The 14,288-nt window shown below is 65.7% G+C and carries 14 protein-coding genes and 1 pseudogene; 8 read left to right on the forward strand and 7 right to left on the reverse strand.

Going from position 1 to position 14,288, the window contains the following annotated elements; translation table 11 throughout:
- Window positions 1–607 precede the first annotated feature (607 nt).
- The 3 genes from DL519_RS15445 to DL519_RS15455 all read left to right on the forward strand — a co-directional run bounded on the left by DL519_RS15445 (window position 608) and on the right by DL519_RS15455 (window position 4,304).
- Complete coding sequence (locus DL519_RS15445) at window positions 608–1,987, forward strand: hypothetical protein (protein ID WP_190815791.1); 1,380 nt, start codon at window positions 608–610, stop codon at window positions 1,985–1,987.
- Between the two features lie 616 nt (window positions 1,988–2,603).
- Window positions 2,604–2,960 carry a hypothetical protein gene (locus tag DL519_RS15450; protein ID WP_190815793.1) on the forward strand — a complete coding sequence of 119 codons (357 nt, stop codon included), beginning with the start codon at window positions 2,604–2,606 and terminating at the stop codon, window positions 2,958–2,960.
- A 108-nt stretch (window positions 2,961–3,068) separates the two neighbouring features.
- Window positions 3,069–4,304 carry an IS4 family transposase gene (locus DL519_RS15455; protein WP_190815795.1) on the forward strand — a complete coding sequence of 412 codons (1,236 nt, stop codon included), beginning with the start codon at window positions 3,069–3,071 and terminating at the stop codon, window positions 4,302–4,304.
- A gap of 443 nt (window positions 4,305–4,747) precedes the next feature.
- On the opposite strand, the pseudogene DL519_RS48670 reads toward DL519_RS15455, so the two are convergent.
- The 4 genes and pseudogenes from DL519_RS48670 to DL519_RS15470 form a co-directional block, all read right to left on the reverse strand.
- Window positions 4,748–5,574 (reverse strand): annotated as a pseudogene (locus DL519_RS48670) (TNT domain-containing protein).
- Window positions 5,575–5,687: 113 nt separating this feature from the next.
- Window positions 5,688–6,338: a hypothetical protein gene (locus DL519_RS49985; protein ID WP_397545053.1), complete on the reverse strand. Its 651-nt coding sequence runs from the start codon at window positions 6,336–6,338 to the stop codon at window positions 5,688–5,690.
- A gap of 29 nt (window positions 6,339–6,367) precedes the next feature.
- On the reverse strand, window positions 6,368–6,589 hold the full coding sequence (locus DL519_RS15465) for a hypothetical protein (RefSeq protein ID WP_190815799.1): 222 nt from the start codon (window positions 6,587–6,589) through the stop codon (window positions 6,368–6,370).
- A gap of 59 nt (window positions 6,590–6,648) precedes the next feature.
- Window positions 6,649–6,819 (reverse strand): hypothetical protein, encoded by a 171-nt coding sequence (locus DL519_RS15470; protein ID WP_190815800.1) that lies wholly within the window; start codon window positions 6,817–6,819, stop codon window positions 6,649–6,651.
- A gap of 253 nt (window positions 6,820–7,072) precedes the next feature.
- On the opposite strand from DL519_RS15470, the gene DL519_RS15475 reads away from it, so the two are divergent.
- Window positions 7,073–7,681 carry a TetR family transcriptional regulator gene (locus DL519_RS15475; protein ID WP_223839044.1) on the forward strand — a complete coding sequence of 203 codons (609 nt, stop codon included), beginning with the start codon at window positions 7,073–7,075 and terminating at the stop codon, window positions 7,679–7,681.
- 239 nt (window positions 7,682–7,920) lie between these two features.
- On the opposite strand, the gene DL519_RS15480 is transcribed toward DL519_RS15475, so the two are convergent.
- The 3 genes from DL519_RS15480 to DL519_RS15490 are packed head-to-tail and all read right to left on the reverse strand — an operon-like array spanning window position 7,921 to window position 10,747.
- Window positions 7,921–8,901 carry an LLM class F420-dependent oxidoreductase gene (locus DL519_RS15480; protein ID WP_190815802.1) on the reverse strand — a complete coding sequence of 327 codons (981 nt, stop codon included), beginning with the start codon at window positions 8,899–8,901 and terminating at the stop codon, window positions 7,921–7,923.
- On the reverse strand, window positions 8,898–9,170 hold the full coding sequence (locus tag DL519_RS15485) for an acyl carrier protein (protein ID WP_190815804.1): 273 nt from the start codon (window positions 9,168–9,170) through the stop codon (window positions 8,898–8,900). The genes DL519_RS15480 and DL519_RS15485 overlap by 4 nt, the downstream gene beginning before the upstream one ends.
- A 35-nt stretch (window positions 9,171–9,205) precedes the next feature.
- The gene (locus DL519_RS15490) at window positions 9,206–10,747 is read right to left on the reverse strand and encodes an FAD-dependent monooxygenase (protein ID WP_190815805.1); all 1,542 of its coding nucleotides are present in this window, start codon (window positions 10,745–10,747) and stop codon (window positions 9,206–9,208) included.
- 451 nt (window positions 10,748–11,198) lie between these two features.
- Between DL519_RS15490 and DL519_RS15495 the strand changes: the two genes are divergently transcribed.
- Genes DL519_RS15495 through fabG form a run of 4 tightly spaced genes read left to right on the forward strand, consistent with a single transcriptional unit; the run spans window position 11,199 to window position 14,231 of the window.
- Window positions 11,199–11,912: a response regulator transcription factor gene (locus tag DL519_RS15495; protein ID WP_223839046.1), complete on the forward strand. Its 714-nt coding sequence runs from the start codon at window positions 11,199–11,201 to the stop codon at window positions 11,910–11,912.
- Window positions 11,909–12,898 carry a ScbA/BarX family gamma-butyrolactone biosynthesis protein gene (locus DL519_RS15500; RefSeq protein ID WP_190815809.1) on the forward strand — a complete coding sequence of 330 codons (990 nt, stop codon included), beginning with the start codon at window positions 11,909–11,911 and terminating at the stop codon, window positions 12,896–12,898. The genes DL519_RS15495 and DL519_RS15500 overlap by 4 nt, the downstream gene beginning before the upstream one ends.
- Window positions 12,895–13,530, forward strand: coding sequence for an HAD family hydrolase (locus DL519_RS15505; protein ID WP_190815810.1), 636 nt, complete (start codon window positions 12,895–12,897; stop codon window positions 13,528–13,530). The genes DL519_RS15500 and DL519_RS15505 overlap by 4 nt, the downstream gene beginning before the upstream one ends.
- Entirely contained in the window at window positions 13,527–14,231 is a 705-nt protein-coding gene (gene fabG / locus DL519_RS15510; protein ID WP_190815812.1) for a 3-oxoacyl-ACP reductase FabG, read from the forward strand. Before DL519_RS15505 ends, fabG begins: the two co-directional genes overlap by 4 nt.
- Window positions 14,232–14,288: the final 57 nt, after the last annotated feature.

Genomic DNA, 14,288 nt, shown 5'->3' on the forward strand with positions numbered 1-14,288 from the left:
TGGGGTTCTCCTGTGCCAGGCGGCACTAGCAACCGCAACCTGCGCAGGATGTTGGGTGGCAACCGGCTGTCGATGAGTGACCGGGACAAGGACGTCGAGATCCTCGCCTTGCGCCATCAGATCACGGTGCTGGAGCGTCAACTCGGCAGTAGCGCCGCCAGGAACGCCCATGACGCAGCATCGCGAACGCGTTGGTCACACCCAGGTAGCAGACACAGCTTCCGGCGGTCTTCCAAGGAACAGCTCATCGCGGGAATCGCACCCGCTCAGCCAGTGGGCGTGCACACGCAGCTGCGGTTTCGCAACGGGCCGAGAGATTCTCCGCGTCGTGGATCTCGTACTGACGAACCACGCTTGTTCATGGGGAAGGTGAGCCATCACGCCGGCAGCCCTTGCGGCAGCGCGTGAAAGGCCTCACACGTTGGACGGATATGTGAGGGTTCCGACGTGCCCGGCGGCGTATCCATCACGTGCACATACTCGGTAGCGACAAGATGCCGACGATCGAGTGACGTTGAAAGATCCACCGACAGGCGGGCAGACAAGCGCTTCCGTTGGTGGTGAGTTGGAACGGTCAATGCTCCAGGAGACACGCGGGAGGGCCGGGGTGGAAATCTCCACCGTGTTAAAGCAGCTCGAGGAATCGGCCACGGTCACGTTCCAGTCAACACCTCATCTTGCAGGGAAAACGCGACGCGCAGCCATGAAGATCGACGCCAAAAGAGCCAAAGCGGGAAAACCGCCGCACGAGCAAAAGTTCAACCTCGCTCCGGTTCCGGAGACGAGACAACTGCGGGGCATGTCCCTCTCCCCGTGGGAGCTGCTGCACACACTCGCACGTGCCACCGCCTTGGCCGGACACGGTTCATCCAGAGCGCTCGCCCAACACTGGAACTGCCTTCGATACGTCACCGCGCTGCAATCCAATCACCAACAACGTATGGAACTGGCCGCCGATGGCAAAGACCCGAAATTCCATCGCAAGGCCGTGCAAGCCCAAGATCTCGGGATCGCGTTCGGGCTCGCCACCGCACAACGCATTATGTGCCAACGCCATCCGGATTACCGGTTCGACATCGTCGATGCGGATCTCGCCCTTGAAGCCGGATGGACCTTGCGGGGTTCCGGAAGCACCGCGTATGAGCATACAAGATTGCGGCCGAACTACTTCCTTGTTGGGAGAAAGCTGGGAGCACCGTTCCGGATCGCCTCCGTCGATTGCAAAGGTTCCCACGGCAGAGTCGAAGCCCAGTACGAGCAGTTGGCAAAATCGGCGGCACACATGGAGACGGTCGTGCTCGGCGATGTCGATGCCGGTGGCGCGCCACCGCCCAGCCTGATGCTGGCGACTGCGGTAGCCGCCAAGGGCGGCATCGAAATACGTCTTCTTGACCCGACCGGCGACGGAGTACTCACTGTGCCCAGTAAACCCACACCGGACCTGACCGGCCCGATCGAGGAGCTCAACCTTGTCCCACTCATCCCTTTCACCAACTCTGATGGTCGACAGACCTCCCGCCCGGGGTTCGCCCTCCCGGTCGAACGTTGGGAATGGTTCTCCCGCGTTCTCGCCCGAACGACCGCAGCGGGCCTGCTTACCTTCGCTGGCGACCGCGATGCCGCCCGCAGCCTCTTGACTAAACGGCAGCAGTACAGACTCGGGTCGGGCCACTCCCACGCCAGCTCGGGCATGCAGTTCGACACCGGAATCACCCTGGGCGGGCTGTCTTTCGTGGGTACCGACCATGTTTTCCGGCTGAGCGGGCAGCGGGTGGAGGTGTTCTCCGGACTCTTCAAGCACATGCACAGTCGCCTCGCAAATCAGGAACTCGACGACCACGAGGCGGAGCTGCCCGCCGCATTGGCGACGTGGAAGCGACGGAAGGCCGTCGCTATCAAGGACTGGGGTGGCCTTGTCCATATGGATTCGACCGGAGCACTACTCGCGATACGGGCGCAAGGCAGCGGTCGCCAGCAGCTCTACTGAGCACTGATCAATTGTGGATGACATGCCTGGTCGAGTTGCGCACCAACTCTCTGGACAATCTTGCTGGATGATCTTTGAGGGCGCGGCTCGACCGGCTCGCGAAGACCGCCAGCGACCAGCGGTCCGCACCGCAGGTCGCTGGCCACCGAGCTTGCCAGAAAGGAAGTTGAACCGCACTCGACAAACCAACAGGCCAGCCGGGCGACGGCCGGCCGGCACCGGAGGCCTCCCGATAAGAAACCACAGGTCAACGAGTTGGACTGGGGCTGGGTGCGTGTTTGAGGGGGATTTACACACTCCTTACTGCAATCCAGCTGCCGGGGCTAGCTGATTAGCCTGAACAACCGAGCCCACGGTGTCCCGTGTGTTCCCGCTCCGTCGGGTCTCGGGATACCCATCGGAACAGGTACGAAGTGTCGATGACCGGCTGGTTCGGCCGAGCTCCATGGCGGCCCAGGGCGTGCGGTTTCGACGACGACATCGCCGGTGCTGGCTGTTCCTCTTCCCCGTTCGGCTCGCCCTCCGCCGAGCAGTCCCTGTTGCCGAGCAATCTCGGTATCCTCGATACGCGGTACCCGCGCAACTTGCACTTGTTCCGCTGCGTATGGAGGGCGGGATGGACCGGATTGAACTCGTCGAAGCGCTGCGCGCCGCTGGTGTGCCTGACGGCGAGTACTTGATTCCGGGTGGACCCGCGTCCGGGGGACCGCGTGCGGACGCCTACTACGTCTTGCGTGAGGAGCCCGGCGCCTACCTGGTCACCCTCTGGGAACGAGGTGTTGAGGAAACGGCTGCGCGGTTTGCTTCTGAGGACGAAGCGTGCTGGTACCTCTACCGTCACCTCGCGCAGAGAGCGCCCGCGCCACCGCCGGACTCGGCGCAGATCATCGAGGACTTGATGGCACGCCGGGAAGAGATCCAGCGGGAGGCCCGCGAGCAGTACGACCGGGCCCGCCGCCACGAGCGCGGATAGGTGCAATGCCGCGTAGCTTATTTTGATCACGGTGTTGAGCTGGGTTTCTGGGGATATCGCGGTGTGGCGGCGTGATCGTGGGTGGTGGTAGTGGTCTGATCATGATCCGTGACCTCAGATGTGACGGTGGCGCCGGATCAGGTGTCGTTGGGTGTGCTGGTTTCGGCGGTGCCGCGGGATGTGATTGACCTGGCGGTGGCTGCGCGTGGTGTCGGTGCGAAGCGTTCCGGTGGGACGTTGCCGCCGCATGTGGTGGCGTATCTGACGATGGGATTGTGCTTGTTTCCCGACGATGACTATGAGGAGGTCGCCATGAAGGTGACCGGGTCGTTGTCGCGGTTCGGCTGCTGGGACGCGTCGTGGCAGGCGCCGACATCCAGTGGGATCACCCAGGCGCGTAAGCGGTTGGGTTCGGCGGTGCTGGCCGATGTTTTCGAGGGCGTGGCGCAGCCGGTGGCCACAGCGGACACTCGGGGAGCGTGGCTGCGGCACTGGCGGTTGCTGGCGATCGATGGGTTCGATGTGGATCTGCCGGACAGCGAGGACAACGCGGCGGCCTTCGGCTACGCCGGGTCCGGCGAGAACCGGTCGGCGTTCCCGAAAGCGCGGGTGGTGGCCCTGGCCGAGTGTGGTACGCACGCGTTTGTGGTCGCGGAAGTCGGGGCGTGGTCGCAGGGGGAGGCGACGCTGGCCGCCCGGCTCTACCCGCGGCTGCACCCGGACGAGTTGTTCACCGCGGACCGCAATTTCTACTCCTTCGACGCCTGGACCGCCGCGGTGCGCACCGGAGCGGCGCTGTTGTGGCGGGCTCCGACACAACTGCGCCTGCCTGTCCTGGCGGTCCTGTCCGACGGGACCTACGCCTCGGTCCTGATCAACCCGGCAATCCGGGGCGCCCACCGGGAGCGCATCATCGCCGCTGCCCGTGCCGGGATCGAGGTGGACCCCGACGAGGCCCACCTGGTCAGGGTGGTCGAATATGACGTGCCCGACCGGGACGGTAACGGCACCGGGGAGTTGATCGTGCTGCTGTCCACGATCCTCGATCCCGCCCATGCACGGGCTGATGAACTGGCCGCCGCTTACCACGACCGCTGGGAAGAGGAAACCGCCAACGACCAGCTCAAGACCCACCTCCGCGGACCCGGACGCATCCTGCGCTCGCGACTGCCGGACCTGGTCCGCCAGGAAATCTGGGCCTGGCTGACCGTGCACTACGCCCTGTCCGTGCTCATCGCCCGCGCCGCCGAGGCCGCCGACATCGACCCAGACCGAATCAGTTTCACCCGCACACTGCACCTCATCCGCCGTACCGCCACCGGTACGGCGGCTTTCCCCCCCTGAGGACTGGAACACCGCCCTACCCGAGATCCTGGCCGAAATCGCCCGCAAGCCCAACCCCGTCCGACGGCACCGCACCTGCCCCCGCGCGGTCAAACGCGCCCGCCACAACAACTACCGCATCAAAAAACCCGACGAGCCCGCCAGCACCCGCCACCCCGCACCGGCCACCATCCACCTCTACAAACTCCAACCCCGCGCAGCATGATCAACTTAAGCTACGTGGCATTGCGGATAGGTGGGGCCCCACTGCTCGGCATCGGCGATGGCGGAGGTGTCGCGTGCGTCGGTCTTCGCGGCACGCGGGTAAAGAGCGGTGATCGGCGCCGGACCTACTCCGTCACAGCCCCGAAAATTGTCCCTCCCCGCAGAAATCAGCGGGGAGGGACAATGCGAGTTGCCGGGTCGACTAAATTCTGCACGGTCCGTTCTCTGGAATTGTCAAGTCAGTTGAGGGGCTGTACGAAACTGCCGGCGATGAGCTGGCTGGCGTTCATGTTCGGGGAGCGGTACTGAAAGCCGCCGCCGGGTTGTCCGAACCACGGGGCCGGGGTTCCTGCCTCGACGGTGAATGGCTTCAACACCTTGAAGACGTGGTAGTCGAATGGGTACCGCGGCTCGAGGGTGTCGAGGCTGCTGGGGGAAGTGCCCGCTGCGCGAACGGCACGCCGAACGGCGAGAAGAACCGCCCGTTGTTGCTGCCGAACCGGTCGATGACCTGCCCGGGAACCATGTCGAACAGCGTGCGACCGTCGGCGAAACCGTCGTTCGGCGGGAAGCGCCATCCGCCCATGTTCATGTTGGCGGACGGGTCCCAGAAACAGGCGATGAACGCCGTCGCCGAAAACGAGTCCAGCCGGAGGTAGTCGCGAAGCAGTTCGCCGACAGCGCCGGTCTGGGGCAGGAACTCCGGACCGAGCCGAGGATCGTCCAAGTAGTAGCGCTGCAGCGGGCGGTCCGGAAGCTCGGTTCGTGACCCCGGGATCCCGTTCGCCGGGCAGATCGCCGGCGGCGGTCCCGCTGGACGCGGAGGTGCCGCATGCTCGGACGATGGGGCCGTTTGTCCGGGCGTCAGTGGGGGCGCCGGCGGCGCGCCGTCTGAGCGGGAGTCGGCGGCGGGAGTCGCCCCCGGTATCGGCAACGCCTGTGCGGTGGTGCCTCCGGCACCGACCGCCAGCATCACCCATGCCGCCAGTGCCACCACGAGACGATGGGACGTTCGCATTCGATCTTCCTCCGGTCTGCAGATCACCGAATTTCGCCACCCGGTCATCGGCAGGATTCGTCTTCTCGTGAAATAGGCATCTGGCGATCCCACCCTCTCGAGTGGAGCGTTTCAGCACCCATTCACCCGGACAAGAAACGCAACAGGTTTCCCGGACAAGGTCACGAAAAACGAATCCGATTCGCGGCGCACTGAACTGCTCGCCCGGCATCGTGGTGCGCGCTTGGAAGCCGCATTCTGCGGAGTCGTAGGTGCGTTGATCGTTCCACGTACGACTGGTGAATTGGAGGATCGCAATGGTGGCTCGACCACGAGCGGCGCCGGATGTTCCGGTCGACGTTCAAGTCAGCGATGAACCGATCGTCGAGAGCGCCGAATACGCCGAGCACGAGTCCGTTCCGTCTTCCGCTTCGCACACGAGCCCGTGCTCTACGCCCGGGTGTGGGTGTCACGACATCGGTCCGGCGGCCTCCTCGCGCCCGGTGGCGCAAGCCAACCTCGACGTCAACGGACGGCTGGTGCGAGCGCAGGTCTGCGCATCCACCTCGGAGTAAGCGATCGACCCGTTGCACGATCGCCGCCGGCACAGCCTGGAGCGGGTCGCTCGGCATTGGGAGGGGCGGCGGCGCAGAACGACGCGGCGACCAGGAATGGGATCCGCCATCCCCAGTCGTTCGTCGCGGCGTCGCGTTGGTCAGGGCACGCGTGGCGGTCTGCGGAACACCACCAGGCATGTTGGAGACGCAGCAGTGCCGAACACCTTGACCCGGGCGCGTCCGCCGAAGAGGACGTTGAGTTCGCGGATGCGGCAGGCAAAGGTGTCCACAATGGTCACCTCGGCCTACCTGCCGAGCGCGAGGAGCGCGGCCTGGGTACCGACGGCGCCGCCGCCGATCATCAGGACGCGGGCCGCCACGACGCCCGGCCGGTAAGCCGGGAGACTGCCTGGTCGTCGATGACGGGACCGAGCAGGGTTTCCCGGCGCCAGGCCGCTGCCCAACCGGAAGGAGGCGAGCCGCTCGGTGAGGACTTCGGCAAAAGCATCGGCGACCCCGTCCTGCACCAGGGATCCGGGCCGACCAGGCGCGGCCGGCCTCGTCGGCGCGCCAGCGCGTCTACCGCCTACTCGGCGTCGTAGTCGGGCACCTCGAAGAGCGAAGACCCGTCGGTCGGCGACAGGTTCACGCTGACGGCGCTGTCGTTGCTGCGACGGCTGATCGATGCCTGCGTGCTGACGGTCGACCGCGCCGCCGGACTACTCGAGCGAGCATTCCCATTGCTGCCCACTGACACGACCGATCTCCTCGAACACGGTTCGCCGCCACCGCTGTTCGCCGTCGCCACTGGTACTCACCACCGGCCGACGAGGTATCGCGGCGCCGGCACTGGCCCAAGTTCCAGGAACTTTTCCGGCGCCCGGAAGACAGCGGGGTGCCGGTCCTTCTCCGACGATCCCGAAGTGTGGTGCGACGCGTTAGTGTCGGCGGAGAACACGAGTGAAGGTTCGCTTCATTACCACCAGGTGGATGCGCGGGAGGTGACGGTCATGGCGGATCAGCCGCCGCAGCGCCGGAGGCAGGCACGGGGTGAACGACGGATCGAGCTGCTCCTCGACGCCGCCGCCGAGGTGTTCGGCGAGGTCGGCTACGCCGCCGCGACGACCAACGCGATCGCCGCGCGCGCCGCGTCCTCCCCCGGCACGCTCTACCAGTTCTTCCCGAACAAGGTGGAGATCGCCCGTGCGCTGTCCGAGCGGTACCTGCGGCAGTTGCAGCAGACGCAACGCAAGGCCCTCGCTGTCGAGCACGCCGATCTGCCGCTGACCGAGCTGATCGACGCGATGGTCGACCCGGTGATCGATTTCAACCTGTCCAACCCCGGGTTCCAGGCCCTGTTCAACGCCCCTGACGAGCAGGTGGCGACCAAGCCGCTGCACGTCCGCGAGGCGGTGATCGAGCGGCTGAGCGCGATCTTCGCCGCACGCGCCCCGGAACTGCCCAAGGACCAGCGGGTGCGCAGCGCGCGGGTGCTGGTCGGGGTGTTCCGGGGCGTGCTGCCGTTGATCATCGGCACCAAGGGCGCGGAACGCGCCGCCGTGATCGGCGAGCTCAAGCGGATCTGCCACGACTATTTGACACCGCTGATCGGGGCCTGAGAAATCGCTTCGGAATGCGACGCAAGCCGCATTCGGTGTGGGACTCAGCTTGCACCGCCGCAGCTTGTCAACATTGCTTCGCGGGGACACCCCGAGCCCCGAGCGATTTGGCGAGGACAGCCGCGATGTGGCGTATTGGTCATACGTGAGTCGGGGATCCCGGAGCCCAGACGGCGTCTGTAATTCCCGCAGGGGGGCCGCTACCCGCACCGCCACGCAAGCCCATCCTGAAACCACTCCTAAGGCAGCGCCGCGCGCAGCACCTCGCCTGCATGGGCCAACCGCTCCGGATTGTGGCTGTCGCCCGCCAGGTTGACGATCACCCCGTCGAGGCCGAGGTCGATCAGACCGCTGATCTTCTCACCCACCGTGTCCGCGTCGCCAACGATCATCCGGCTCCCCAGCGCCGCAGGGAGCCCGGCACCCGTGGCGGCGGGACCGGACCGCTGCCGGACCAGCACGGCGTCGCGCTTGGCCACCGCTTCCTCGTTCGTCCGCCCGAGGAACACCACCGCCAGCACGTTCTTGTTGATCGCGTCGTAGTCGCGGCCGAGCTCCGCGCACTTCTCCCGCAGAACCTCGAGCTTCCGTGGCACGTCGGGGAAACCGCAGTTCAGGTTGAGGACGTCGGCGTGCTTGGCAGCCAAGGGGATCGTTCGTTGCTCGCCGGCCCCGCCGATGAGGATCGGCGGCACGTGCACCGGTTGCGGTTCGTTCAACGCGTCGGCCACCGAGAAGTGCTCGCCGCTGAACGACGTCGACTTGCCCTCGAACATCGATCGGCAGATCTGCAGCGCCTCGTCGAGCCAGGCGAACCGTTCCCGCACGCTCGGAAATGAGTACCCGTAGCGGCGGTGCTCCTCGTCATACCAGGCGGCGCCGATGCCGAGCAACGCCCGCCCACCGGAGACGATGTCCAGCGCTGTAACGGTCTTGGCCAGCCGCGCTGGGTTGTGGTAGGTCACGCCGGTGACCAGGGTGCTCAGCTGGATCCGCGCAGTACGCGCCGCAACCCCGCCCAGCAGCGTGTAAGGCTCCATCATCGGTTCGTCCGGGGCCCCCTGCACGGGCAGTTGCATCAGGTGGTCCATCACCGCGAACAGGTCAAAACCCGCCTGTTCGGCGGTTCGGGCGGTTTCCACAACCCGCTCAAAGAGGCTCGCTGGCGGGGTGCCGGGGTAGCTGAAGCTCGTCAGTTGCAAGCCCAGTCTCAGGTTCATGTGTTTTCCTTCCGCGCCTCGGCTCGGATGTAGTCAGCGAGTTCCTGCAACCCCGGGCGCACGACGCGATCCGGGATCTGGACACCGAACCGGAGCTCGGCCTCGACGAGGATCTGCGCGACCGCCAGATCGTCGAGGCCGAGGTCCGTCGCCAGCGACGCGGCCGACGTCAGCGCCCCGGCTGGTAGATCGGTGAGCTCGGTGACCAACTTCTTGAGTTCGTCCAGAACGTCGTCGGTTCCGTCCAGAACGTTTTCGTTGCCGCGCATTTCGCCCCCGGGATTGGTCGTCAGTGATGTCTGCGTCAACGTCCGATGTCGTCGGTCAACCGTTCGGCGTGCGCCACGACCGCGTCCGGGCGGACCACTACCAGCGCAGGCCCGGTGATGCCGAACCGGCGGTGCACCTGCCCGGTTTCGTCGAGCAGGTCGCCGGGCATATCCGGTGCGCCGCTGTGGACGATCACGACATCGGCCTCGGATCCCAGTTCCGCGGCCCACTGCTGGGCGAGCGCATCCGCGGCAGCACGCACCACGGGCAGGTTGCCGGTTTCCCGCCGATCGACCGCGAAGCCCAGGACCAGGACGTTGCCGTTCAGCATGTCGTGCAACCACTTGTCGCCCAGCTTTTCGTCCGGCAGCCGCACGCCGGGTTTGAGCATGCCGACACCGGTTCCGCTGCTCGGATAGGCCAGCGCGAGCTGGGCCAGACGCGGTGGCAGAACGCGGTTGAGCAGGCCGGTTCGGGCGGCGATCCCCAGGGCCCCGTCGCGGACTCGGCGGCGCCAGCCCTTGAGCGTCCACATCTGCGTTTGCCGGTCGGTGTCGGCGACGACCTGCTGTGCGACGTGGCGACGCTCGGCCGCCCATGCTCGCACTCCGGCCAGTCCCGCCGCGCCGGGATCGGCGGACGCCAAGCGCCAGCCGAGGGACTGGGCGTCCTCGATGCCGGTGTTCATACCCTGACCACCGGCCGGGCTGTGCACGTGCGCAGCATCGCCGGCGAGCATCACCCGGCCTTCGTGGAATCGCTTTGCGACGCGGCGGTTGACCTGGAAGCTACCGGTCTGCTGCTCGCCGACCAGGCGCAGCGGAACCGGACAGCGCTGCTGCGCTGCTTCCTGCACCAGACCGTTTAGATCGGACTGATCGGTTCCCGGTCGCAGGCTCACGAACACCCGGTACAGGCCGCCGGGCAGCCCCACCACGACGAGCACGCCGTGGGGGCTCATGAAGTAATGCGCCTCGTTGTGCGCCAGCGGGGTTTCGCATTCACCGTCGGAAAGCGCGAACGTCTCCTGGTACGCCTGGCCTTCGAATTCCACCCCGAGTTGTTCCCGGGTGCCGCTGTGCGCACCATCGCAGCCCACAACCCAGGAGAATTCCTCATCGGGCGTACCGGAAGTGGTCCCAAGCCCGACGTGGACCTTCTCCGCCTCCTGGCGCAGCGACCTCATGGACACGCCGTACTCGATCTTGCCGCCGAGTTGCTCGAAGTTGCGGCGCAGCACCTCTTCGGTGTCTCGCTGTGGCAACGATAACGGGTCCTGGTAGCGGGTTCCGGCCAGCCCGCCGGAGAACTCCAGTCGGGCCACCCGGCGCCCGCCGGTGTAGTAGTTCCCGGCCTTCAACGGCAGCGCGCGTTCGACGATCTCTTCGGCGGCACCGCAACGGCGCAGTGCTTCCAGGCCCCGCGGCCAGAGCACGATCGCCCGCGAATGCGGGTGCGGGCGTTCTCCTCGGTCGATGATGCGTACCGGACGGTCTCGGCGGATGAGCTCGGTGGCGACGGTGAGCCCGGTGGGCCCGGCTCCGACTACCAACGTGCCGCCCGACTCAATGCTCACGCACAGCCTCCCGCACAACTCTTCGATTACTCTATTTCGCCGTATGGAGCGCTCCGATTGACGCATAGGACGGCGACATTGACGTCCCCATAGCGGCCCGCGCGCACCACGAAGATGCGTCCAGGAAACCCCAGCGGTTCCCCGAGAGGCCATTCTTACGGCCGGAAATCCAGTCCGGAATACTACTTAGGTGACATCGGCCGGTCGGGCAGAGCTGAACAACTCCGAAGCTTTAGTCAAGAACCCAGGCAGTTCCATGATGTGAATCACAAACTTGCGAGCGATCGCTCGCATTGAGCTAAAGTCGTCGCGTTGTCGCGGCCCCGACCTTTGGTAAACGACTGCACGTGATCACACTTTCAACCGTACCACAAACACTCATGCCTGGGGGGCGCTTATGAGAGATCCAGGGTTCGTTCTTAGCACCCGATTACTCTTATGCATCGACAACGTGCTGTTGCACCAATCGGTGGCACGTGCATTGCAGCCTTTCGGCAACCTGGAAGTGGTGGAAGACCCGAGCGCAATCTCCGCGTTCGACGGCGCGGCCGACCTGCGGCCGCCGGATGCGGCCCTGGTCTGCTCGACGACTTCGGTCAACTACCTGATGGCCAACATCGCGCGGATCCGGTTGACTTCGCCGCAGACCCGGATCCTGGCACTGCTTCCACTGAGAGACACGGAGCTGCTGGGCGAACTGCGGACCGTGGGCGTCACCTCCTTCGGGGACGCGCAAACCACGCTCGAGGAACTGCTCGCGCTACTGGACGAGATCCGGATCGCTCCGCCGCCTGGCCAGGTGACCACCGAGCAGATCGAATTGATCCGCATCCGCATGCACTGCCACCACAAGCTGTCCGCGCGGGAGCGGGAGATCGTGAACCTCGTCGCACAGGCGTTGAGCAACCGGCAAATCGCAAGCGCCCTGCGCATCACCGAGGGCACAGTAAAACGGCATATGCAAAACATTTTCACAAAACTTGGCGCGAATTCAAGAATCGATGCGGTCAACAAGGCAACCGCAGAAACGTGCAATTGCTCCCCGAAGCAGGGCCGAATTTGCGGTGAAAACGTCCCAAAATCTCCACATTGCACTTTGTCCGGCGAACATTGCGGCACCGAGCATCGGCCGCTGGTGACGGCATTTCCAGGAGGTAAAAGATGAGCAAGGATGCCGGTGAATTAGCACCGTCTGCGGGCGCCTTCAGCCACACTGTCGCCCGAGAAATGGTACATCGGTGGGCGCTGTCCGAGGTGTTCATCACGGGATTCAATGCGGCTGGCCGACGCGAGTTCCTGGTAGATGCGCAGCTACCCATCTACCACGCCTACTACACCGATCACGCGGCTCGACCGGAGCTGTTCGATCCGCTGCTGCTGCTGGAGTGCTGCCGCCAGGGCGGCACCTATGGCGCCCATGAACTGCTCGGCCTGCCGATGAACTCCACGATGCTGGTCAAGACGGCGAGCATCCAAATCACCAACCTGGACGGACTGGTCATCGGCACCCGGCCCGGTGAATTGCGGATGAGCGGCGTGTTCACCGACGTCCAGATGCGCGCCGGAATACCCCGAAACATGGGAATGGACGCTGAGCTTACGTTGTCCGGGCGATCGATCGGGACCGCGCGCATCGAAGCCACCGCGGTCGCCAAGACAACCTTCCGGACCCTGCGGACCCGGCAGCGCACCAGCGAACCGCCGACATCGTCCGAGCTGCCCGCGACCCCGGCTGGGGTGCCGCTCAGCCCGCACCTCTTCGGGCGCAAACTGCCCGAGAACGTGGTGCTGACCAACGCCCGCAGGGACCACCATTCCACGTCGGCGCAACTGGGCGTCAACCCGCGCAACCGCAGCCTGTTCGACCACGAATACGACCACTACCCGGCGATGAGCCTGTTCGAAGCGGCACGCCAGCTCTCGCTGCTGGCGCTCGACGACGGCACCGGCGCGGCAGCGACCCGGGTGCGGTGCACGTCGTTCAGCGCCGAGTTCATCCGCTTCGCGGAACTGGACTCCCCTGTCGACCTGAGGATCGTCGGAGAGCACAGCAACGAACTCGACGTGCACTTCGTGCAGGACGGCACCGTGATCGCCACCACCACCGTCGGGTTCGACCAGGTCGGCACGTCCAGCGAGGTGGCTGCATGACGTTCCGGGCGGTGTGGACCGACTTCGGCGGGGTGCTGACTCCACCGGTCAACGAGAGCTTCGCGGGGTTCGCGGCACAGGTCGGCGCTCCCCCCGCAGTGCTGCGGGCAGCCATGCAGAAGGTCGCTGCCCGCTACGGCGTGGACGATGTGATGGCACCGCTGGACACTCCGCTGACCACCGAAGCCGACTGGGCTCGGCAGGTGACGGCCGAGGTTCGCGAGGACACCGGAGCCGAGGTGGATCTCTCGCGGCTCGGGGAGCGCTGGTTCGCCGGCCGCCCGGCGAACTCCTCCTGGGTCGGCACGCTGCGGAAGCTCCGCGAGCAGGGGGTGTTCGTCGGGTTGCTGTCGAACATGCCGCCGAGCTGGGACGAGCAGTGGCGGCGCATGGTGTCGCCGGAGCTATTCGACTCCGTCGTGCTGTCCTACGAGGTGGGCAGCCGCAAACCGGAAGCCGCTATTTTCGGGCTCGCCGTTGAGCGCTGCGGTTTCCCGGTCGGCGAGTGCGTGCTCGTCGACGACATGGCCAAGAACTGCGCGGGTGCGCGCGAAACCGGCTGGCAGGCAGTGCACTTCACCAGCAGCGACGACGCAGCTGCCGAACTGGACCGGCAAAGGATGGGATCATGACTAGATCAGTACTGGTCACCGGCGGGAACCGGGGCATCGGCCGGGAAATCGCCCAGTCCTTCGCAAAAGCCGGACACCGGGTGGCGATCACCTACCGATCCGAGCCGCCACCGGGGGATTTCCTCGCCGTGCGCGCGGACATCACCTCCCCCGACGACGTCGAGCAACTGTTTCGGCGGATCGAAGAAGAACACGGGCCGGTCGAGGTGCTGGTGGCCAACGCCGGGATCACCCGTGACAAGCTGTTGCCCCGGCTCAGCGACGATGACTTCTCCGATGTGCTGGAGACCAACCTGACCGGTTCGTTCCGGGTCGCGCGGCGAGCCGCGCGCAAGATGTTCAGCGCGCGATGGGGCCGGATCATCTTCGTCTCCTCGATCGTCGGGTTCACCGGAGCGCCCGGGCAGATCAACTACAGCGCATCCAAATCCGGGTTGACCGGGCTCACCCGCTCGCTGGCCTGGGAGCTCGGCTCGCGCGGCATCACCGCGAACCTGGTCGCACCGGGTCTGATCGAGACCGAAATGACTGCTGAGCTCACCGCATCCAGGCGCGAAGAGGTCCTGCGGATGACGGCGATGCGTCGTACGGGCAGTCCCGACGAGGTGGCCGGGGTGGTGGAGTTCCTCGCCAGCGACGCCGCCTCCTTCATCACCGGGGCGGCGATCCCGGTCAGCGGCGGCTTCGGCATGGGCTGCTGAGCTTCGAGAGCAAGAAGGGAACCGTCCTGCCGCAGGTGGCAGGACGGTTCCCCTTTT

The organism is Saccharopolyspora pogona (genome assembly GCF_014697215.1).
Taxonomy (GTDB): Bacteria; Actinomycetota; Actinomycetes; order Mycobacteriales; family Pseudonocardiaceae; genus Saccharopolyspora; species Saccharopolyspora hattusasensis.

Coding starts and splice junctions, on each gene's coding strand:
- DL519_RS15450 (WP_190815793.1), top strand. CDS start 2,604: ATGGACCGGATTGAACTCGTCGAAGCGCTGCGCGCCGCTGGTGTGCCT.
- DL519_RS15475 (WP_223839044.1), top strand. CDS start 7,073: ATGGCGGATCAGCCGCCGCAGCGCCGGAGGCAGGCACGGGGTGAACGA.
- DL519_RS15480 (WP_190815802.1), bottom strand. CDS start 8,901: ATGAACCTGAGACTGGGCTTGCAACTGACGAGCTTCAGCTACCCCGGC.
- DL519_RS15485 (WP_190815804.1), bottom strand. CDS start 9,170: ATGCGCGGCAACGAAAACGTTCTGGACGGAACCGACGACGTTCTGGAC.
- DL519_RS15500 (WP_190815809.1), top strand. CDS start 11,909: ATGAGCAAGGATGCCGGTGAATTAGCACCGTCTGCGGGCGCCTTCAGC.
- DL519_RS15505 (WP_190815810.1), top strand. CDS start 12,895: ATGACGTTCCGGGCGGTGTGGACCGACTTCGGCGGGGTGCTGACTCCA.
- fabG (WP_190815812.1), top strand. CDS start 13,527: ATGACTAGATCAGTACTGGTCACCGGCGGGAACCGGGGCATCGGCCGG.